This is a genomic window from Acinetobacter sp. (assembly GCF_045628685.1).
Classification (GTDB): domain Bacteria; phylum Pseudomonadota; class Gammaproteobacteria; order Pseudomonadales; family Moraxellaceae; genus Acinetobacter.
In genome coordinates this window covers 27,146-46,485 of record NZ_JAZQPV010000013.1, presented here as the reverse complement: position 1 = coordinate 46,485, position 19,340 = coordinate 27,146, and the positions used below count along the sequence as shown (strand labels likewise).

Annotated in this window: 18 protein-coding genes; 8 read left to right on the top strand and 10 right to left on the bottom strand. The window is 39.7% G+C overall.

Features of this window, described 5'->3' with window-relative positions:
* The first annotated feature begins 701 nt into the window (after window positions 1-701).
* Window positions 702-2,249, top strand: coding sequence for an outer membrane protein transport protein (locus tag ACKI4H_RS02295; RefSeq protein WP_407303587.1), 1,548 nt, complete (start codon window positions 702-704; stop codon window positions 2,247-2,249).
* A 330-nt stretch (window positions 2,250-2,579) separates the two neighbouring features.
* Window positions 2,580-3,764: an OmpP1/FadL family transporter gene (locus tag ACKI4H_RS02290; RefSeq protein WP_407303584.1), complete on the top strand. Its 1,185-nt coding sequence runs from the start codon at window positions 2,580-2,582 to the stop codon at window positions 3,762-3,764.
* A gap of 72 nt (window positions 3,765-3,836) precedes the next feature.
* Here the strand turns inward: ACKI4H_RS02290 and thrH are convergent, their stop codons facing one another.
* Entirely contained in the window at window positions 3,837-4,454 is a 618-nt protein-coding gene (gene thrH, locus ACKI4H_RS02285; protein WP_407303581.1) for a bifunctional phosphoserine phosphatase/homoserine phosphotransferase ThrH, read from the bottom strand.
* A gap of 200 nt (window positions 4,455-4,654) precedes the next feature.
* Between thrH and ACKI4H_RS02280 the strand changes: the two genes are divergently transcribed.
* Window positions 4,655-5,389, top strand: coding sequence for a phosphoadenylyl-sulfate reductase (locus ACKI4H_RS02280; RefSeq protein ID WP_407303579.1), 735 nt, complete (start codon window positions 4,655-4,657; stop codon window positions 5,387-5,389).
* Window positions 5,390-5,560: 171 nt separating this feature from the next.
* Window positions 5,561-6,943 (top strand): WS/DGAT/MGAT family O-acyltransferase, encoded by a 1,383-nt coding sequence (locus tag ACKI4H_RS02275; RefSeq protein ID WP_407303577.1) that lies wholly within the window; start codon window positions 5,561-5,563, stop codon window positions 6,941-6,943.
* A gap of 53 nt (window positions 6,944-6,996) precedes the next feature.
* Here the strand turns inward: ACKI4H_RS02275 and ACKI4H_RS02270 are convergent, their stop codons facing one another.
* From ACKI4H_RS02270 to ACKI4H_RS02245, 6 genes are all read right to left on the bottom strand, one after another.
* Window positions 6,997-7,167 carry a PA1571 family protein gene (locus ACKI4H_RS02270; RefSeq protein ID WP_407303576.1) on the bottom strand — a complete coding sequence of 57 codons (171 nt, stop codon included), beginning with the start codon at window positions 7,165-7,167 and terminating at the stop codon, window positions 6,997-6,999.
* Window positions 7,168-7,301: 134 nt separating this feature from the next.
* Window positions 7,302-8,756 (bottom strand): ribonuclease G, encoded by a 1,455-nt coding sequence (gene rng / locus ACKI4H_RS02265; RefSeq protein WP_407303574.1) that lies wholly within the window; start codon window positions 8,754-8,756, stop codon window positions 7,302-7,304.
* Window positions 8,757-8,796: 40 nt separating this feature from the next.
* Window positions 8,797-9,363: a Maf-like protein gene (locus ACKI4H_RS02260; RefSeq protein WP_407303572.1), complete on the bottom strand. Its 567-nt coding sequence runs from the start codon at window positions 9,361-9,363 to the stop codon at window positions 8,797-8,799.
* A complete protein-coding gene (gene mreD / locus ACKI4H_RS02255) occupies window positions 9,351-9,842 on the bottom strand; it encodes a rod shape-determining protein MreD (RefSeq protein WP_407303570.1) in 492 nt (163 codons plus the stop codon). Before mreD ends, ACKI4H_RS02260 begins: the two co-directional genes overlap by 13 nt.
* Window positions 9,829-10,686 (bottom strand): rod shape-determining protein MreC, encoded by an 858-nt coding sequence (mreC, locus tag ACKI4H_RS02250; protein WP_407303569.1) that lies wholly within the window; start codon window positions 10,684-10,686, stop codon window positions 9,829-9,831. The genes mreD and mreC overlap by 14 nt, the downstream gene beginning before the upstream one ends.
* A gap of 16 nt (window positions 10,687-10,702) precedes the next feature.
* Entirely contained in the window at window positions 10,703-11,749 is a 1,047-nt protein-coding gene (locus ACKI4H_RS02245) for a rod shape-determining protein (protein ID WP_407303567.1), read from the bottom strand.
* Between the two features lie 132 nt (window positions 11,750-11,881).
* On the opposite strand from ACKI4H_RS02245, the gene gatC reads away from it, so the two are divergent.
* The 3 genes from gatC to gatB are packed head-to-tail and all read left to right on the top strand — an operon-like array spanning window position 11,882 to window position 15,182.
* Complete coding sequence (gene gatC / locus ACKI4H_RS02240; protein WP_131266991.1) at window positions 11,882-12,196, top strand: Asp-tRNA(Asn)/Glu-tRNA(Gln) amidotransferase subunit GatC; 315 nt, start codon at window positions 11,882-11,884, stop codon at window positions 12,194-12,196.
* Window positions 12,197-12,249: 53 nt separating this feature from the next.
* A complete protein-coding gene (gene gatA, locus ACKI4H_RS02235) occupies window positions 12,250-13,728 on the top strand; it encodes an Asp-tRNA(Asn)/Glu-tRNA(Gln) amidotransferase subunit GatA (RefSeq protein ID WP_407303565.1) in 1,479 nt (492 codons plus the stop codon).
* Window positions 13,728-15,182 (top strand): Asp-tRNA(Asn)/Glu-tRNA(Gln) amidotransferase subunit GatB, encoded by a 1,455-nt coding sequence (gene gatB / locus ACKI4H_RS02230; protein ID WP_407303563.1) that lies wholly within the window; start codon window positions 13,728-13,730, stop codon window positions 15,180-15,182. Before gatA ends, gatB begins: the two co-directional genes overlap by 1 nt.
* 47 nt (window positions 15,183-15,229) lie before the next feature.
* Here gatB and ACKI4H_RS02225 read toward each other — a convergent pair whose 3' ends face one another.
* The gene (locus tag ACKI4H_RS02225; RefSeq protein WP_407303560.1) at window positions 15,230-16,456 is read right to left on the bottom strand and encodes an SEC-C domain-containing protein; all 1,227 of its coding nucleotides are present in this window, start codon (window positions 16,454-16,456) and stop codon (window positions 15,230-15,232) included.
* Window positions 16,457-16,788: 332 nt separating this feature from the next.
* On the opposite strand from ACKI4H_RS02225, the gene ACKI4H_RS02220 reads away from it, so the two are divergent.
* On the top strand, window positions 16,789-17,010 hold the full coding sequence (locus ACKI4H_RS02220; RefSeq protein WP_131383959.1) for a hypothetical protein: 222 nt from the start codon (window positions 16,789-16,791) through the stop codon (window positions 17,008-17,010).
* Window positions 17,011-17,018: 8 nt separating this feature from the next.
* Here ACKI4H_RS02220 and ACKI4H_RS02215 read toward each other — a convergent pair whose 3' ends face one another.
* Entirely contained in the window at window positions 17,019-17,513 is a 495-nt protein-coding gene (locus ACKI4H_RS02215; protein ID WP_407303557.1) for a hypothetical protein, read from the bottom strand.
* Window positions 17,514-17,968: 455 nt separating this feature from the next.
* Window positions 17,969-18,961 (bottom strand): hypothetical protein, encoded by a 993-nt coding sequence (locus tag ACKI4H_RS02210; RefSeq protein ID WP_407303556.1) that lies wholly within the window; start codon window positions 18,959-18,961, stop codon window positions 17,969-17,971.
* Window positions 18,962-19,340: the final 379 nt, after the last annotated feature.

The following is a 19,340-nucleotide window of genomic DNA, read 5'->3' as shown; positions in this document are numbered from 1 at the left end:
GCAAGTACATTCGCCTATCTTCTATCTATCGTATATTTCTACACAATACACGGTTCAGTCTGACATGCACATATCCCTTCTTTACTCACTCCTCTACGTTAGCAACAAATTGTAAATGAAAACTCAGAAGTAGATTTACGATGCTCCTACGAACTGTATCTCCAACCAACAGGATTTAGGATTATTCAATATTGCTTTGATTTTAATCAATATGATTTGAAGTTTCTGTTCCCTCTGGAATTTCTTAAATATTTCTTGAATATACTTTTATTGCACTTTAGGAATAATTAAATGTAATTTTCCTGTAACAGAATTTCAGGTATACAGCTTGAACTAGAGCTAACAAAGAGGTGAAACCTGAGAATTAATTAACAAATCATTACTACACTCTTCACGATAAATGGTTATTTTTTAGTCAAATGATAATATAAATAAACTCCTAATTAATTAATATTTATTTTTTATTTTTCAATATCTTAAACATCTAATATTAATTAATTTTAGATTAAAAACTCTAATAAATTGCATTTTTATTCCAATTAGTTTTTCTAGAGCATTTACTCTTTTTTTTATTGTGTTATTTTTGTCACATGGAGTAACAAATGATATTCGGTTAAAAAACCGATGTTACCAAAAATGAATACTGAGCATAAATAACATAAAACCGCAGTAAAAAATTGTACCTCAAGGAAAGACAAAGAATGAAATTAAAAACTCTTAGTACAGCGATTCTTCTTGCAACAGTACCAATGACTGGCGTATTCGCAGCCGCAATGGATCGTTCAGGACAATCTATTGCAGCGTTTTTACAACCGGGTAATTACTTTGAAGCTGGTATTTCTATTTTAGATCCGAATGTATCAGGTAAAGAAGCTGGTGATTACCAAGCTCTAGGACGCTCTGTTCCTGATATGGCGGAAGATTACTATTTCCCAAGTGCTGCTTTAAAATTTCAGCCAACAGACAAGTTCTCAGTTGGTATTTTATACGACCAACCTTTCGGTGCAGCAGCAGAATATTCTGGCAATAATATTTTTGTTTCAAATGGTGGAGAAACTGTTCTTCCCCAAGCAATTTTAAATGCTTTAGGTCAGCAGCGTATTGGAGAAGCAGTTGCTGCGAATTTGCCAACTGCATTAGCCGCAAACTTACAACCAGGAATTGATGGTCAAGTGTCACTTCAAGCACAACAACTCGTTGCTGATGGCCAAGCTCCTAACCAACAAATTGCAGAAGCTGCAGTACGTGGTAATGGAGAAGCTATGGCTCGAATCGAAGCTGGTGTTACACAAGCAATTACCACGAATGTTACAAATGCAGTAACACAACAAGTTACTGCAGGTATAAATGCAGTAAATGCATCATTAGGTAAAGGTCAAACTAAAGTTGATGTAGACACTCAAAATTTAACTTTATTATTGGGTTTCCAGCCAAATGAAAACTGGAATATTTATGGTGGTCCAGTTTACCAAACTGTAAAAGGCAATCTTAGTCTTCGTGGTCAAGCATATAGTCTTTACAATGGTTATGATGCCTCCATTAAAGAAACAGGTGATATAGGTTGGCTAGCAGGTGTAGCATTCCAAATTCCCGATATTGCATTAAAGGCGTCGCTCACGTACCGCTCAGAAATCGAGCACAGTGTGGATGCAGTAGAAACCTTATCTGCTGCTAGCGGTTTAGCACTGATTGGTGTTGATCCCGTCGAATTATTAAGTTCAAAAGGTCAAACAAATATTACGACTCCACAGTCGGTTAATCTCGATTTTCAAACTGGCATCATGGCAGATACAGTTGCATTTGCAAATGTACGTTGGGTAGACTGGTCTAGTTTCTCAATTCGTCCTTATAAATTTGGTCTAGTTTCAGAAGCAGTTGGTCCTTTGCCTGCGGTTAATCGTCCTAATGGTTTTAATTTAGTTGAATATGCTGATGACCAAATTTCAGCAACTGTCGGTGTTGGTCGTAAACTAAGCGAACAATGGGCTGGTAATCTATCAGTAGGTTGGGATTCTGGTGCAGGTAATCCTGTATCCACCCTTGGTCCAACAGAAGGCTACTGGAATGTGGGTCTGGGTATGCAATTTAGCCCCGCTCCAAACTACTTCATCGCTGGTGGTGTTAAATACTTCATGCTTGGTGATGCAAAAGCACAAACAGGTGCTCAAGCAGGTGGTGATGCATATGTAGCATCTTTTGAAGATAATGATGCATGGGCATACGGCCTTAAAATTGGTTACAGATTCTAATATTATTTGACTGAAAGATAAAAAAGACCATTGTTCGCAATGGTCTTTTTACATTCCATTACGTATTTTCTGAACCACTCAATCTATATGTTTTAAATTTGATCAAAAAGAACTAGCTATATCACCCTATTTTTTTAAGTTTATTACTCTAATTTTTTACTTATAAATCATTAATATACAAAAGTATTGTTAGTACTTTTACTCTATTTAAGTTCATTTTTTGAATTAGTCAGTTCATTTTGCGCTCATTCCTCAACGTTTACTCTTTTTTTATTTATGTTACTTTCCCGTAACTTTTAGAAAGATGAAGCGACTCAGGGAAAAGAATCTATGAAGCTTACTGTAATTCATTCAGCTATTTTACTCAGTTTAATTCCAGCTACAGCAACTTTTGCTGGTGGTTTAGACCGTTCTGGACAGTCAATTTCAGCTTTTTTACAACCGGGGAACTATGCTGAAGCAGGTATTTCTGTTCTTGATCCGACTGTTAAAGGTTCTTCTACTGTACCAGGTTTAGAAGGTGAAAAAATCAGTGACATGGCTGAAGATTATTATTTCCCTTCTGCAGCTATTAAAGTTCAAGCAACTGATAAAATTTCACTTGGTTTAATTTACGATCAACCATTTGGTGCTAATTCTCAATATGCATCAACTGCAGGTTCGTTTGGAGATGGAATTAAAGGTACTTCTGTTGAAGTTAAAACTAATAATTTAACAGCACTCATCGGCTATCAGCCCACTGAAAACTGGAATTTCTATGCTGGTCCAGTATGGCAAACCGTAGAAGCTGATATTTCTTTACGTGGCAAAGCATATAGTAAAGATATAGCTACATTAAGCGGTTATAACATTAAAGTTGATCAAAAAGATGCGTATGGTTGGCTAGCTGGTTTCGCATATCAAATTCCTGAAATTGCACTCAAAGCAGCCGTTACTTATCGTTCTGAAATTAAACATGATGCTAAAAGTAAAGAAACATCAAATTTATATGCCCCAGCAGGCACATTACTTCCTGTAACTATTGATCTTAGAAACATCAATAGTGATGTTGAAGCAATCACTCCTCAATCTGTCAATATTGATCTTCAATCAGGTATTACACAAAATACGTTAGCATTTGCCAACCTGCGTTGGGTACATTGGGATAACTTCGTAGTTAGTCCAAAACTACTATCACATCCATTAATTAATCAGAACTTAATCGACTATTCTGATGACCAATATTCAGCTACTGTAGGCTTATCTCATAAATTCAATAGCAAATGGGCTGGTACTGCTGCCGTCGGTTATGACTCTGGTGCAGGTAACCCTGTAACAACACTTGGTCCAACAGAAGGCTACTGGAGTGTTGGCCTAGGTGGCCAATACAGCCCTGCTGAAGACTACTTCATTCAGGCCGGTGTAAAATACTTCTGGTTAGGTGATGCAACTGCACAAACCGGTGGTAAAGCAAAAGCTGACTTCGAAGATAATCATGCGATTGGTTACGGCATGAAAATTGGTTACCGCTTCTAATTGTTTTAAAAATTAGGATTAAACAAAAAGGGCGCTATAAGCGCCCTTCTCTTATTGCATAGATTTTAAATATTAAGCTGGAATATCACGTACTGATGCATTACGAATCGCTTCTTTTAATGCTTCATAACCGTGAATAGGTGGGAATTGCGGGAATTCAGCAATCACATTTTCTGGTGCATCAAACAAGAAGCCGTGGTCTGCTTCACCTAGCATTGTAGTATCGTTATAAGAATCACCCGCTGCAATTACACGGAAGTTCAAACCATGTAATGCTTTCACCGCCTGACGTTTTTGATCCGGCTGACGAAGTTTATAAGCTGAGATCATGCCTGCCTCATCCGTTTCCAGCTTATGACAGAAAATCGTTGGCCAATCTAATTGCTTCATAAGTGGATGAGCAAATTCATAGAAAGTATCTGAAAGAATAATCAGCTGGAAATGAGTACTGACCCATTTCACAAATTCTTTTGCACCCGGGAATGGTCCCATATCTGCAATCACGTCCTGAATATCATTTAAGCCTAAACCGTGCTCTTTTAAAATGTTCAGGCGCTGTGTCATTAACACATCGTAGTCTGGGATATCACGTGTAGTGGCTTCCAAGGCTTTAATTCCAGTTTTTTTGGCGAAGTTAATCCAAATTTCTGGAACCAATACACCCTCAAGATCAAGACATACGATTTCCATGGGTTCTCCCAATGTTAGTGAAAAAAATTTGCATCATCATAGCTTAAAAATTGATATTTCAGGTGGTGTTTTTTAAATCTATTTTCTTCATAAGTATTTATTTTTTAGTGATAAGCACACTATTTCAATTCTATTAAAATCGTTGTGAATTAAATTAATATAGGTGTTTAAGTGTCCAAGCTTATACGCCAGGAACTGTCATGACTACAATCCCCACCATTGACCTTGTTGATGCACTTGCATTTGAATATATCAATAAATCACCCAGCGAAATTCTGGAACTTGCTTTAAGTCAGGAAGGTGAAATTGCAATTTCATTTTCAGGTGCTGAAGATGTCGTTTTGATTGATATGGCCGCTCATCTGGGAAAACCATTTCGTGTCTTTAGTTTAGATACTGGGCGTTTACATGCTGAAACCTATCAATTTATAGAAACCGTGCGTAACCACTATAAAATTGATATCGAAATTTGTTTCCCAGAGACTGAAGCAATTCAGCAGCTTACAACTGAAAAAGGTTTATTTAGTTTCTATCGTGATGGTCACCAAGAGTGTTGTGGTCTTCGCAAAGTTAAACCGTTACATAAAAAGCTGGCAACTCTGGATGGCTGGATTACCGGTCAGCGTAAAGACCAGAGCCCAGGCACACGTGATGAGATTCCTGTGGTTCAGGCCGATGCAGGTTTTTCCGGACCAGGCAAACAACTGATCAAATATAATCCGCTAGCCAACTGGTCTAGCGCCGAGGTATGGAATTATATCCGCATGATGGAAATTCCTTATAATCCGTTACATGAACGTGGTTTTATTTCTATTGGTTGTGAACCGTGTACACGCGCAGTCCTCCCAAATCAACATGAACGTGAAGGTCGTTGGTGGTGGGAAGAAGCTACCCATAAAGAATGTGGTTTACATGCTGGAAATTTAAAAAAATAATTTTTTCAAAAAAAGCCACTGTTTTTAGTGGCTTTTTGTTCACTTTTCCTTACATAGAAAGCGGTTCTTTTATTTTTGAAAAAAGATATACTGAAAAAACGGTTTTTATAATTCTAACAAGCCTGTTCAAATAAGAACAGCCAATGAAATTGCAGTGAGGCATTCCACGCTATGCGTCCATTACACCCGATTGATTTTATTTTTTTGTCGCTAGAAAAACGTCAGCAACCCATGCATGTCGGTGGACTTTTTCTTTTTCAGATTCCTGACAATGCACCCGATACATTTATTCAAGACCTCGTTGCCGATATTCGTAAATCCAAGTGTCTTCCTGTTGCCCCTTTTAATAATAAACTGAATGGCCTATTTTGGGATGAAGATCAAGAATTTGATTTAGATCATCATTTCCGTCACATTGCACTTCCTCACCCAGGTCGAATTCGTGAATTACTGACTTATATTTCTCAAGAACACAGCGCTCTGCTTGACCGTGCTAAACCACTTTGGACTTGCAATATTATTGAAGGCATCGAAGGCAACCGTTTTGCGATGTATTTTAAAATTCACCATGCGATGGTGGATGGCATTGCAGGCATGCGTTTAGTTGAAAAATCACTGTCTCAAGACCCAAATGCTAAAAGCATTGTACCGCTGTGGTGTGTTGAAGGTCCTCGCGCTAAACGCCTAAAAGCACCACCAAAGATTAGTCATATCAAAAAAATTATGGGGGCTGTAAAATCACAATTTGAAGCCGCCCCTAAAGTCATGTATGAATTATCTCAAACCATATTTAAAGATATGGGGCGTAATCCTGACTATGTTTCAAGTTTCCAGGCACCAAGTAGTATTTTAAATCAACGCGTAAGTTCTTCTCGTCGTTTTGCAGCACAATCCTTTGATCTGGGTCGTTTAAGCAAGATTGCCAAAGCACTGGGTGTAACCATTAATGATGTGGTGCTTGCGATTTGTTCGGGTGCGTTACGCGAGTATCTGATCCGCCAAAAGGCTTTGCCGAAAAAACCTCTCATTGCCATGGTGCCTGCATCAATTCGTGATGATGATTCCGAAGTTTCAAATCGTATCACGATGATTCTAGCCAATCTGGGCACCCATAAAGAATCACCATTAGAACGTCTGCAAATTATTCGTCGTAGTGTGTTAAATGCAAAACAGCGTTTTAAACGCATGAATTCAAATCAAATTTTAAATTATAGCGCTCTTGTTTATAGTGCAGCGGGGTTAAATATCGTTTCAGGTATGCTGCCTAAATATCAAGCATTCAATATTGTGATTTCAAATGTTCCAGGACCGCGTGAACCGTTGTATTGGAATGGTGCCAAATTAGATGCACTCTACCCGGCTTCTATTATTCTAGATGGGCAAGCTCTCAATATCACGATGACCAGTTATTTAGACAAACTGGAAGTGGGCTTAACAGGCTGTCGCAATGCATTACCTAAAATGCAAAACCTGCTTACTCATCTGGAAGACGAAATTCAGCAATTTGAAGAGATTGTGGGTCAAGAAATCCCAAAGTTACAGGCGGTGGGTTAAACGCAGTTTCTAAAGAATAAATGTAAAGCAATTAAGGAGCGTTTATTCGCCCCTTAATTTTTAATACTACGACATTGATTTAATAATTGATGGCATACTGAACGAATCATCGCAGCAGTAATCTGAACTTCTTTACCCTGTTCATCGACAATATAACCATCACGTGTTGGTTTATTATCTAATGCGTTGAAACTTTTTTTAATAACAACTTGGCTCGTACTCATGTCATACCTCTTTTTTGCTAAGCCAAAAAAGGGAGAATTTGGCTTTGGCTACTGTGTATGACTAGTATTGAAAATTACACCAAGAAAGTAAAATTTCAGATGTAACAAGTGTTTAACGATATTCTGTTACAATTTCAACTCAGAATGATATCGTATTGCTCTTGCGTATATAGATTTTCCACCTGAAACTTGATCATACGCCCGATAAAGTGTTCTAAATCGGCCACTGCCGGTGCTTCAGCTGTTAATAATCGGTCAATCACTAAAGGGTGTGCAATAACAGTAAATTCACTTTTTGATTCAAAAGCACGCGCATATCTTAAAATTTCTCGAAAAATTTCGTAACACACCGTCTCTGCAGTTTTCACATAACCCCTTCCCTGACAGGTGGAACATGATTCACATAACAAGTGTTCTAAAGATTCACGAGTACGTTTCCGTGTCATTTCGACCAAGCCAAGTTCTGATACTTGCGTGATTTTGGTTTTGGCATGATCACGTTCAAGCATGCGCTCGAACTGACTCATCACTTCGTCACGATGCTGTACTTCCTGCATATCAATGAAGTCGATAATAATAATGCCGCCCAAATTACGCAAACGTAGCTGACGAGCAATCACTTGCGTCGCTTCCATATTGGTTTTGAACACAGTGTCTTCCAGTGTCCGACCACCGACATATGAACCTGTATTGACATCAATCGTGGTCATCGCTTCAGTCTGGTCCAGCATTAAATAGCCGCCAGACTTGAGTGCCACACGCGTTTGTAATGCTTTTTGGATATCTTCTTCGACATTGTACAAGTCAAAAATAGGTCGTTCGCCGGGGTAATGCATCAGTCTGGTTTGCATACTCGGTACAAATTCTTCAACAAACTCTTGCAACTTGGCATGAACTTCACGCGAATCGACTAAAATCTTCGCAGTATCTTCATTGGCTAAATCCCGGATGACCCGTTGCGGAAGTGGCAGCTCTTCAAAAATCAGTGAAGGTGCAGAAATACTGGTCTGCTTGCGCTGTATAAACTCCCATAGCTTGGCCAGATAAGCCATATCCTGGGCAATTTCTGATTCTGCAATGCCTTCAGCCGCAGTACGTACAATTACACTACCCGGCAGATTATGTTCAGTTTGAATGCCTTCAATCATTGAACGTAAGCGATCACGTTCCTGCTCAGACTCAATCCGCTGTGAAACACCAATATGATGACCATAGGGCATGAGGACAAGATAACGCGAAGGAATAGAAAGGTCGGTACTTAAACGTGCACCTTTGGTTCCGAGCATATCTTTCATCACTTGAACAGTGAGAATCTGACCCGGTTGGAGCAATTCAAAAACATTCGGGGTCGGTTGGTTACGCGGCCAAACCATATCATTAATATGCAAAAATGCGGTGCGAGATAAACCAATATCTACAAATGCAGCCTGCATACCCGGCAGAACGCGGACAACTTTGCCTTTATAAATATTTCCAACCAGACCACGCTTAGCCGTGCGCTCTACAAATATTTCATTGACCGTACCATTTTGGATTAAGGCCACCCGGCATTCCATAGGTGTGACGTTAATCAACAACTCGTCAGACATAATAAGACTCAAAACATTATAAAAATTCTTTTTTCAGCCGTTAATTTAGTGCCTTAACCGACTGTAATAACTGTACCGTTTCATATAAAGGCAAGCCTACAACGTTACTATAACTTCCTTCGATACGAGGAATATAACGTGCTGCAATCCCCTGAATGGCATAAGCTCCCGCTTTACCTACAGGTTCGCCTGTTGCCCAATAACTTTCCATATCATTGAGACTTAATTGTTGAAACTCCACCTGCGTTCTTACCACTATACTTGATTTTTCTGTCATTGTACGTACGCAAACACCTGAAAACACATCATGTTTACGACCCGAAATACGTTGCCACATTTCAAAAGCATGTTGTTTAGATTCAGGTTTGCCTAAAATTTGATGATCGACACTTAAACTGGTATCCGCTGCGATAACCACAGCATCGGGGAATTGCTCCAAGACCACTTGAGCCTTACTGCATGCGAGACGTTCCACATAGACGGCAGCGCTCTCGCCTGCTAAAACGGATTCATCAATCTCGGGACTATATATTTCAAATTTTATTCCGAGTTGCTGAAGCAGTTCCCGACGGCGCGGAGAACTCGAAGCGAGAATTAAACGCGCCATTTTCTTAAGAAGAAATAAATAACAGGAAAAACTAAAATACTACTCAATAAAGGCTGCCAGTGTCTTGCAATCGAAAATTGCATACCCCCCATAATTTGAGCCGCCCCAGTCATAAACAAATGTGCCAACACCGCAAAGAAGCTAATCACCCATAAATTTGCAAAGGTCAAAATGCGTCGTTCCCGGGTTAAAAATCTAGCGACGAAGGTGATGATCACAAAGTTTAAAGCATTCATTCCCAAAGGGGCATCCACCAAAAGATCGGTGAAAATACCGGTCGCAAAGGCAAACCAGATTCCACACCATGTTGGCTGGCACATGATCCAAAAGAGCATGACCAGCAACATGAATAATGGACGTGCACCTGAAACAGCATAGGACAATGGATAAACAAGCAGTACTGAACAGATAATGACTGAAACAATAATGGCAATGAGAGGATCACGGTTATTTTCAGAACGTAATTTAGCGATCAGCATACGGTTGCTCCATCGCTAAAGAATCAGAAAAAAGAACCACCACATGATGTCCACCTGCTAATAGAGCGGCTGGAATCACCTCAATTTTGGCAAATTCACCCGAATTATGTCGATTCACTTTAGACACTGTTCCCACTAAATAACCCGCAGGAAAATGTGCACCCAAACCTGAGCTATACACTTTTTCACCGACTTTGATGTTGGCACTGGTTGGAACATATTCCATTTTCAAATGACCTAAATCACCTGTACCCGTGACAATGGCACGCATTCCGGTATGTTCTAAACGTACCGACAGCGAATGCTCTTTATCGGATAACAACATGATCCGGCTACTATGCGGATAGACATTGATAATTTGTCCCATAATGCCTTTATCATCCAAAACCGTTTGACCGACTTTAAGCTGACTGTTTGCACCACGGTTAATTACAATAATGTGTCTGAGTGGATCTGCATCTGTACCAATCACCTCTGCAATCTCCATACGCCCATCGATAATCAATGGTGTATCGAGCAAACCTCTTAGGCGGGTATTTTCAGCAGAAAGTTCAGATAATTTTTGCAGACGAACTTGCGCCTGTAAAAGCTCGGCTTGCATCGCAGTATTTTCACGACGCAACTGGGCTTCAGACTTGGTTTGTTGATTTAGCCATTCTCGCGATAACACTGGATAACTTGCCAAGGCATAAATAGGATTATATGCCGCATACAAGACATCACGTGCGGGCTGAATCACATGCGGCATGCGCCAGTTAAAAAATAACACGACCCAGCATGTGATGACCGCAATGATAAATGAGCGAAAAGATGGCGGTTGTCTAGAAAACAGATTTGTTTGCACCCGCCTTGTCCTTAACTTAGCCTACAAATAGCATGTCATGATTTGGATTATCAAAGAATTCTAAGACTTTACCACCACCACGCGTCACACATGTTAAAGGATCTTCTGCTACAACCACAGGTAAGCCGGTTTCTTTAGCAAGCAGCTTATCGAGATTACGAAGTAATGCACCACCACCTGTCAAGACAATGCCACGTTCTGCAATGTCAGATGACAATTCAGGCGGTGTTTGTTCAAGTGCAGATTTAACCGCAGAGACAATATTTTGTAATGGATCAGAAATGGCTTGCATGATTTCATCAGAAGTCACAGTAATGGCACGCGGCACACCTTCTGCCAGGTTACGACCACGAACTTCGATTTCAAGCGGTTTAGCGCCTTCATCTGGCAATGCCATCCCCACTTCTTTTTTAATCACTTCAGCAGTGGTTTCACCAATCACGCAACCATGTGCTTTACGTACATAGTTAATGATCTGTTCATCAAATACATCACCACCAATACGTAGCGAGTCAGCATAGACACAGCCTTGTAATGAAATAATGGCAATTTCAGTGGTACCACCACCGACATCTACCACCATTGAACCACATGCTTGCTCAACCGGCATACCCGCACCAATTGCAGCAGCCATTGGCTCTTCAATCAAGCGAACATCACGTGCACCGGCATTGAACACCGCTTCACGAATGGCACGGCGTTCGACCAGCGTCGACTTGCAAGGGACACACACCACGACACGTGGTGCAGGTGGAAATAGACGTTTTTCATGCACCTTGCTGATAAATTGGTTCAGCATGGTTTCAGTCACTTCAAAATCGGCAATCACCCCATCTTTCATGGGACGGATTGCAGTAATATTCGCCGGAGTACGACCAAGCATTTGCTTTGCATCAAGACCTACCGCGGCAACAATTTTTTGTGAACCACTGTGACGAATTGCCACAACCGTCGGTTCATTTAATATAATGCCTCGTCCTGGTGCATAAATAAGTGTATTTGCTGTACCTAAATCAATGGCTAGATCGGGCGAAAACAAGCCAATTAGTCTTTTTAGAATCACGGAGACGTTCTCGATTAAACTTTATGTGGACGCAAGGTGGCAACTTTAACTAAATGTGATGATTTGAACAAGTCAATCGCTTATTATAACGCACGATATTTTGAATTTTTTTAATACTGATCAGGTGATGTTATGTCTACAACGGATGCACAGCATTCTGCAGATTTAAATGCACAAACAGTTTCAGCAATCGCCAATCTTGCACGATTGTCGCTAGATGATACGCAATCTGCTGAATATGCTCAAAGTCTAAATAAAATTTTAGGCATGATGGAAACCTTAAAAGGCATTGACACAGAAGGTGTCGAGCCGCTTAAAAGCCCATTTGACCATCCACAACCCTTACGTGAAGACGTGGTTTCTGAAGAAAATCATCGTGAAGAATATCAAGCTGTTGCACCTGCAACGCAAGATGGCTTGTACCTTGTTCCACGTGTTATTGAATAATTTCCAATCAGTCAAACCATTTTTGTTAAATTAAACGTAAAGAATTATTTCTCATGACAGATTTACATCGCTTATCGATTCGTGAACTTTCTGAGGGTTTAGCGGCAGCCAAATTCTCCTCTCGCGAACTCACCGAACATTATTTAAAACGCATTGGAAAAATCGATGCTCAAGTACAAAGCTATGTCACGGTTACCCCTGAACAAGCATTGGCTCAAGCGGACGCTGCCGATGCCTTGCGCCAATCTGGAATGGCCAATGTGTTGACTGGGGTTCCAATCGCGCATAAAGATATTTTTTGCACCCACGGCATTAAAACTACTGCCGGTTCTAAAATGCTGGATAACTTTATCTCTCCTTACGACGCAACCGTTGTAGCAAAAGGTAAAGTTGCAGGTTTGGTGACTTTAGGTAAAGTGAACATGGACGAATTCGCCATGGGTTCGACCTCGGAGTCATCTTACTTTGGCGCGACCAAAAACCCGTGGGCACTGGATCATGTTCCTGGTGGCTCTTCAGGTGGTTCTGCTGCGGCTGTAGCGGCTGACCTTGCACCGTTTGCAACCGGTACTGATACAGGTGGTTCAATTCGCCAACCCGCCTCTTTCTGTGGCCTTACAGGGCTTAAACCGACTTATGGCCGTGTGTCTCGTTTCGGTATGATCGCCTATGCATCATCTTTGGACCAAGGCGGCCCGATGGCGCGTTCGGCTGAAGACTGTGCCTATCTCATGAACGTGATGGCGGGTCATGATGACCGTGACTCAACTTCGGTAAACGTTGATGCTGATGATTACATTGCGAACTTGAACGGTACTTCGGTTAAAGGTTTACGCATTGGTATTCCAAAACAGTACTTCAATGTTGCAGGCTTAGATGCTGACGTGAAAGCACGCGTTGAAGAATCGTTGAAAAAACTGGAAGATATGGGTGCGACTCTGGTTGAGATTGATCTCAACATGACTGATGCTTATGTTCCAACCTATTACCTGATTGCACCTGCTGAAGCATCGTCCAACTTACAACGCTTTGATGGTGTTCGTTACGGCTACCGCTGTGAAAATCCGGTGGATTTAACAGACTTGTACAAGCGTTCACGTTCAGAAGGTTTTGGTCCAGAAGTTCAACGTCGTATCCTGATTGGTACATACGCGCTTTCTGCCGGCTATTACGATGCTTACTATGTGAAAGCACAAAAAGTACGTCGTTTAATCCAGCAAGATTTCTTGAAAGCCTTTGAATCTGTTGACGTGATTGCTGCACCTTCTGCACCAACCACAGCTTATAAAATCGGTGCGTCTTTAGACCCGGTTGAAATGTACTTGGGCGACATTTACACCATCGCAGTGAACCTGGCAGGTTTGCCAGCCATCAATGCGCCTGTTGGTTTTGATAAAGATCAATTGCCCGTTGGCTTACAGTTGATTGGTAACTACTGGTCAGAATCTCAATTGTTGTCTGTTGTGCATCAATATCAACAAGCAACCGATTGGCATACCAAACGTGCGGCAATTGCAGAGGAGACAGTGTAATGGCGAAGCTGATTGATGGTTGGGAAGTTGTTATTGGTTTAGAAATCCATACACAGCTCAACACGAACTCTAAAATTTTCTCTGGTTCTTCGACGACTTTTGGTCAAGACCCAAATACCCAAGCCAGCCTGGTTGATTTGGCGATGCCGGGTGTATTGCCCGTACTCAACAAAGCAGTGGTCGATTTGGCGGTGCGTTTCGGTTTAGGGATCGACGCGTATATCGACAAAGCATCTGTATTTGCACGTAAAAACTACTTCTACCCTGACTCGCCAAAAGGCTACCAAATTAGCCAGATGGACAACCCGATTGTGGGCTTGGGTCATGTTGATATTCAGCTTGAAGATGGTACTGTAAAACGCATTGGCGTAACCCGTGCGCATTTGGAAGAAGATGCTGGTAAATCTTTGCATGAAGATTTCGCAGGCATGACTGGTATCGACTTGAACCGTGCCGGTACTCCGCTGCTTGAAATCGTATCTGAACCGGATATGCGTTCGGTTGAAGAAGCTGTGGCTTATGTGAAAACCATTCACACCCTTGTACGCTGGCTCGGTATTTCTGACGGTAACATGGCGGAAGGTTCGTTCCGTTGTGACTGTAACGTGTCGTTACGTCGTCCAGGCAATGAATTCGGTACACGTTGTGAATTGAAAAACATCAACTCTTTCCGTTTCATTGAAAAAGCGATCAATGTTGAAATTGAACGTCAAATGGACATTTTGGAAAGTGGCGGCAGAATCACCCAAGAAACCCGTTTGTTCGATCCGAACAAAATGGAAACGCGTTCAATGCGTTCTAAAGAAGAAGCCAACGATTACCGTTACTTCCCTGATCCAGACTTGTTGCCTGTGATTATTTCTGATGAGCAAATTGAAGCGATTCGTGCGGAATTGCCTGAGTTACCGAAAGCACGTCGTGAGCGTTTTGTATCTGAGCATCAATTGTCTGAATATGATGCCCACGTGCTCACTGGTTCACGTGAGTTGGCTGATTTCTACGAAGCTGTAGTGGTTGCTGCAGGTGGCGCGAAACAAGCTAAATTAGCGGCTAACTGGGTGATGGGTGAATTCTCTGCTGCTTTAAACAAAGCCAACCTGGAAATTACCGATTCTCCAATTTCCGCTGAACAGCTTGGCGGCATGATTGCACGTATTGTAGACAATACAATCAGCGGTAAAATTGCGAAACAAGTCTTCGGCTTTATGTGGGAATCCAATGGTCAATCTGCAGATGCCATTATTGCGGAAAAAGGCTTAAAGCAAGAAACTGATACTGGCGCGATTGAAGCGATCATTAAAGAAGTGCTTGCTGCAAACGAGAAGATGGTTGAAGAATACAAGTCTGGTAAAGAGAAAGCCTTTAACGGTCTTGTTGGTCAAGTGATGAAAGCATCACGTGGTAAGGCTAACCCTGCTCAAGTAAATGAATTGATGAAGAAATTGATTGGTTAATCTGATCAGTTTTGAAAAAGAAAACCCGCTTTAGAGCGGGTTTTCTTTTAATTAATTCCATGACATTTTTTAAATTTCTTACCGCTTTGGCAAGGGCATAGTTCATTTCTTTGGATACCCTTGTAACGCTCTAAAATTATTTTCCTTTCCTCTTGGACTTTAAAATTATTTTCCAATTGCGTTAACTTTTTCCCTAGTACGTCATCAAGAAATAAGTTTGGATTCCAACCTTGAAGAATTTTAGAAATAAAGAAATTTTCTACTATTGAAGCCGCAACCCCTAGAGGAGTATTAAGAATCCCAATGATTGTCGGCACAATCCATTTGAGTAAGTTTATTTTTGAACTTAAACCATGCTCTTTTAATAATTCATAATAAATATCTTGTTCGGATACATCAGGATTTGCAAACCAATTTCTAAAAAGTTTAGAGTTAAAACTTTCTCTTATATCTAAAATTTGATCTATTTCAATACTTCCTTTCTTAAACATTTGATAGAAGTTAGGAATCCTTTTATTTTCACTAACCATTTCAAATAATTCTACCTTTTCATTACCTTTGTTAATTTTCCCAATAGTTGAAATAAACTTTGATGCTAAATAATCTTTTGCATAATCATCCATAATACTATTTGATAAATTATGCCTATTTTGCATCTGCAAACTATCTACAATTTCATACAGTCTCAGAATTTCGAAGGTAGTCTTATAATCTAGATTATTAAAGTCGATTTTTTCTTCATTTTTTATAATTTCTATATTTTTAAGGAATATAGAATCATCACGCTCATCTTTATTAATAAGTGCATTGTCAAAATATTGAACTATTTTCGATCTATGACTTTCATTAACAGAGTATTTCTTATAATTTCTATCCAAATCATGCAATCCACCTAAATACATAAGTGGTTCAACTTCATACCTAGTCTTATTGAGTAATAAATTTTTACTTCTATGAACAATAACATTAGGATTTTGAAATCTTGGAATTATTTTAATTAACTTTCGTTCGAGTAACTTTGTTGAGTTTTCAACACCTATGAAACTAACGACTTTTAAAAAATCTTCGTCATTTATATAAATATCATCGTATAACATTAAACTTAAAAAGAGTTTTTCGATACTATTTTCGATCAAAATTCTATATTCATCGCCTTTTACGAAACCAGAATATCTGTATTCTTCCTGCTGAACATCTTTTCCATTCTTATCAATACTTCGCAAAGTTCCTAAAAGTGAAGGAAAATTAGAAAGCAACACATGATTATGATTCATTAATTTTAATCTCAATTTATTATTCTTTTACAATAACTTGAACTATATTAAAAGTCTAAAATATTCAAAAAATTTATTCTTTTTAGTATTAAACAATATTCTCCATCATTAAACTCGATGACTTAGAACGCGTTCAACTTTCCAAGCCCTTTTTATGCGTAACTAATACCCTCATCCCCCGCCTTCTCCCAGTGGGAGAAGGAGCTTTCATTAAAAATCAAATGCTGTTTTAAAATTAATATTGAAAGTTCCCTCTCATTTTAAAGGAGAGGGCTAGGGAGAGGATTATTTTATGTGTTATATAATTAAATAAATATCAAAGAAAAATAAAAATGACGCCTGAACTGTTACTCCTCATGATTCAAACTGCCATTGGAATATTTACCATCACGATTGTTGTGCTCCTCATCCACCCCAAGTCGAGAAGATACTTATTCTCCATGCATCCTGAAGAAACTAAAGACTCAAAAGGCTCACAACTGTTGCATATTGGTGAAATGATCGCTTATCCCATTGTTTGGCTTTTTAGAATCATTGCAGCCATTCTAAAATAGGCTCACATTTAACGTATAACACCCAACTTATTCCACACATCAGGCGTTAAAAACGTCATTACCATCTTATTCAGGTCAACATAACGCAGCACACCTTTCAGCTGCTGATTCACCTCAGGATTTTTCACAATGGCTTCACCCGTAGTACGACCTAATTCCTGAAAACTATCACCTACAGCTTGCAAACCTTCAGCTTGAATCACGGCTTTGGTTTGTGCAGAACACTGCTCCACCAAGATGTGCTGTAAAACGGTCGCCAGGCTTTTATCCAGTTGCTCTTTCTGAACATCGGTCACCTGACTAAAACTTTTTAAATCAGGATGGGTCGATAAAGCCACAAAGGTCCATTGCAGTACAGTTTTCTTATCCGTCGCAGTTGTCGATTTCACTAGACAATCACTCAGCTGCTCGACTGTTGGACCAGCTATAGAGACTTGAGCAGCACCAAGTAATATCGCACCTAAAAATAATGAACGGATACGAGACAAATTTTTAAGATCCATAACAACTTCCTTATAGTCTGACATCAGCATGTTAAGTACTAAAAACAGCTTCTTTGTAGCATGGAACAGGCAAATATACTGATAGAACTCTGTAAAACTTGAAGTAGTTTAATACCAATCGGGCTATACTTCTGCTCGCCATATTACTATTCATCAGATGAGGATTTTGATGAGTCAAAATTAGCGTTAATATATAGGTTAAAACGACAAAAATAATAATTATGCTCGCCCATACACTATTTTATCTTATTTTCTGGGGACTCACCCTTCTCTTCTTCGTGATCGTATTTTTATTGATACATCCAACTTCACGAAAGGCAATCCTGGAATCACGTGATGTACCGACCAGACGAAGTCAGCCCTCATCTTCTCTATCGGATCTGATTTTCTATCCTATAGTCTGGTTGATCAAAATGATCCGACAGATTATGGGTTAAGTGCTCTTGATCTAGCGCTTATTTCAACTGTCTCAACATGTTCTTCGCACCCGCATGATTATAATTATTGGCCAAATTCTGTAATATCTTAATTGCCTGCTCTTTTGAATTGGCAAAGCGACTACGGTAGCTTGGCACGTTCATTAAACAGCGCGCGACCAGCATTCCAGATTCTGTATAAACTTTGGTACCGTCCGTTCCTTGCAACTTGCCGTAGTTATAAGCACGTTGTGCATTATTACAGGCAGTACCCTGATTTTTGCCACTATTTAAATCGCGGCGTGCCGCAACATAAAATTTAAGCTGTTGCTGCTGAGTTGTTTCCGCAACTGGTGCAGACCGTTTTACCGGTAATTCTGGTGCAGGTTTGGTTTCTTTCTTAGTTTCAACCTCTTTTTTAACTTCAACTTCTTTTAGTGTAATCCCTTTATTTTTTGAATTTTTAGTGCTTTGATTACTTACAACGGCTTTTTTTATCCCAGCGTTATTTGAAGAATTGGCACTGGAATAAATTTTTTGGGCATCCGAAGCCGTCATTATTTTAGTTTGAAGCGCGACCATACGGGTTCCACTAGCATCATCCAACTTGCGTTCAGCAATAGGCTCAATAGACACAATCCAACTTTGTCCATCACTTTGCGCACACTTATATGCGCCTATGCCTTGCTTGACGCTGCTATAGCTAGAGAGCAGTTTTTTATCCCATTGATTTTTGACCAAATTCATTGAACTTTTATGTAAGAGAGAGAACTTTCCACCCTTGGCAGAACAATAACTATTTAAATTTTTTCTTGGATATAAAGATTGGGGATCTTTATTGCTTTGCTTGGGTCCCCAAGAATAGACATATTCTTTAGCCCGACCATTTGCAGCATTAATATTTTTCTGAACAATGAGTTCCTGAGGTGAGGTAAAATTTTTAACTGAATCCGAGCTAAAACTGTCAATACTGGTACAGCCATGTAAAGCGATGCCCACTCCACCCATCAAGATGAATGTTCTGAAATTCACGTATCAATTCTCAATTATGCCGTATGAATGAAAATATAGGAAAATACAAAAAATAACAAACTCATAACTTTGATTTTATTATTGATTTTACTGAACTGTTTTTCGAATTTCTTATTCAAAACCGGCTAAAAACTGCCAATCCTTAAATGTTTTATGCTTAAAATTTGAACTACATAACAGTTCAATCGCGTTTTTAAGATTTTTATCATGGGTTGAGGAAAACTCATCTCCGCAACTATTCGACAATTTTAATAATGAGCTGAGCAGTTTTTATCTTTTTAATCCCAAGATTTTTTTATCTTATTGGCTATATCATTGACACAGTGTTTTTCAATAATTGCATCAAGCAACAGCTGCTCCAACCGGATATTCATTCCCT

Coding starts and splice junctions, on each gene's coding strand:
- rng (WP_407303574.1), bottom strand. CDS start 8,756: ATGTCTGACGAGTTGTTGATTAACGTCACACCTATGGAATGCCGGGTG.
- mreD (WP_407303570.1), bottom strand. CDS start 9,842: ATGCTGATCGCTAAATTACGTTCTGAAAATAACCGTGATCCTCTCATT.
- ACKI4H_RS02225 (WP_407303560.1), bottom strand. CDS start 16,456: ATGAATCATAATCATGTGTTGCTTTCTAATTTTCCTTCACTTTTAGGA.
- ACKI4H_RS02260 (WP_407303572.1), bottom strand. CDS start 9,363: ATGGCGCGTTTAATTCTCGCTTCGAGTTCTCCGCGCCGTCGGGAACTG.
- gatA (WP_407303565.1), top strand. CDS start 12,250: ATGACAGATTTACATCGCTTATCGATTCGTGAACTTTCTGAGGGTTTA.
- ACKI4H_RS02220 (WP_131383959.1), top strand. CDS start 16,789: ATGACGCCTGAACTGTTACTCCTCATGATTCAAACTGCCATTGGAATA.
- ACKI4H_RS02270 (WP_407303576.1), bottom strand. CDS start 7,167: ATGAGTACGAGCCAAGTTGTTATTAAAAAAAGTTTCAACGCATTAGAT.
- ACKI4H_RS02280 (WP_407303579.1), top strand. CDS start 4,655: ATGACTACAATCCCCACCATTGACCTTGTTGATGCACTTGCATTTGAA.
- gatB (WP_407303563.1), top strand. CDS start 13,728: ATGGCGAAGCTGATTGATGGTTGGGAAGTTGTTATTGGTTTAGAAATC.
- ACKI4H_RS02290 (WP_407303584.1), top strand. CDS start 2,580: ATGAAGCTTACTGTAATTCATTCAGCTATTTTACTCAGTTTAATTCCA.
- ACKI4H_RS02295 (WP_407303587.1), top strand. CDS start 702: ATGAAATTAAAAACTCTTAGTACAGCGATTCTTCTTGCAACAGTACCA.
- ACKI4H_RS02215 (WP_407303557.1), bottom strand. CDS start 17,513: ATGGATCTTAAAAATTTGTCTCGTATCCGTTCATTATTTTTAGGTGCG.
- thrH (WP_407303581.1), bottom strand. CDS start 4,454: ATGGAAATCGTATGTCTTGATCTTGAGGGTGTATTGGTTCCAGAAATT.
- ACKI4H_RS02275 (WP_407303577.1), top strand. CDS start 5,561: ATGCGTCCATTACACCCGATTGATTTTATTTTTTTGTCGCTAGAAAAA.
- gatC (WP_131266991.1), top strand. CDS start 11,882: ATGTCTACAACGGATGCACAGCATTCTGCAGATTTAAATGCACAAACA.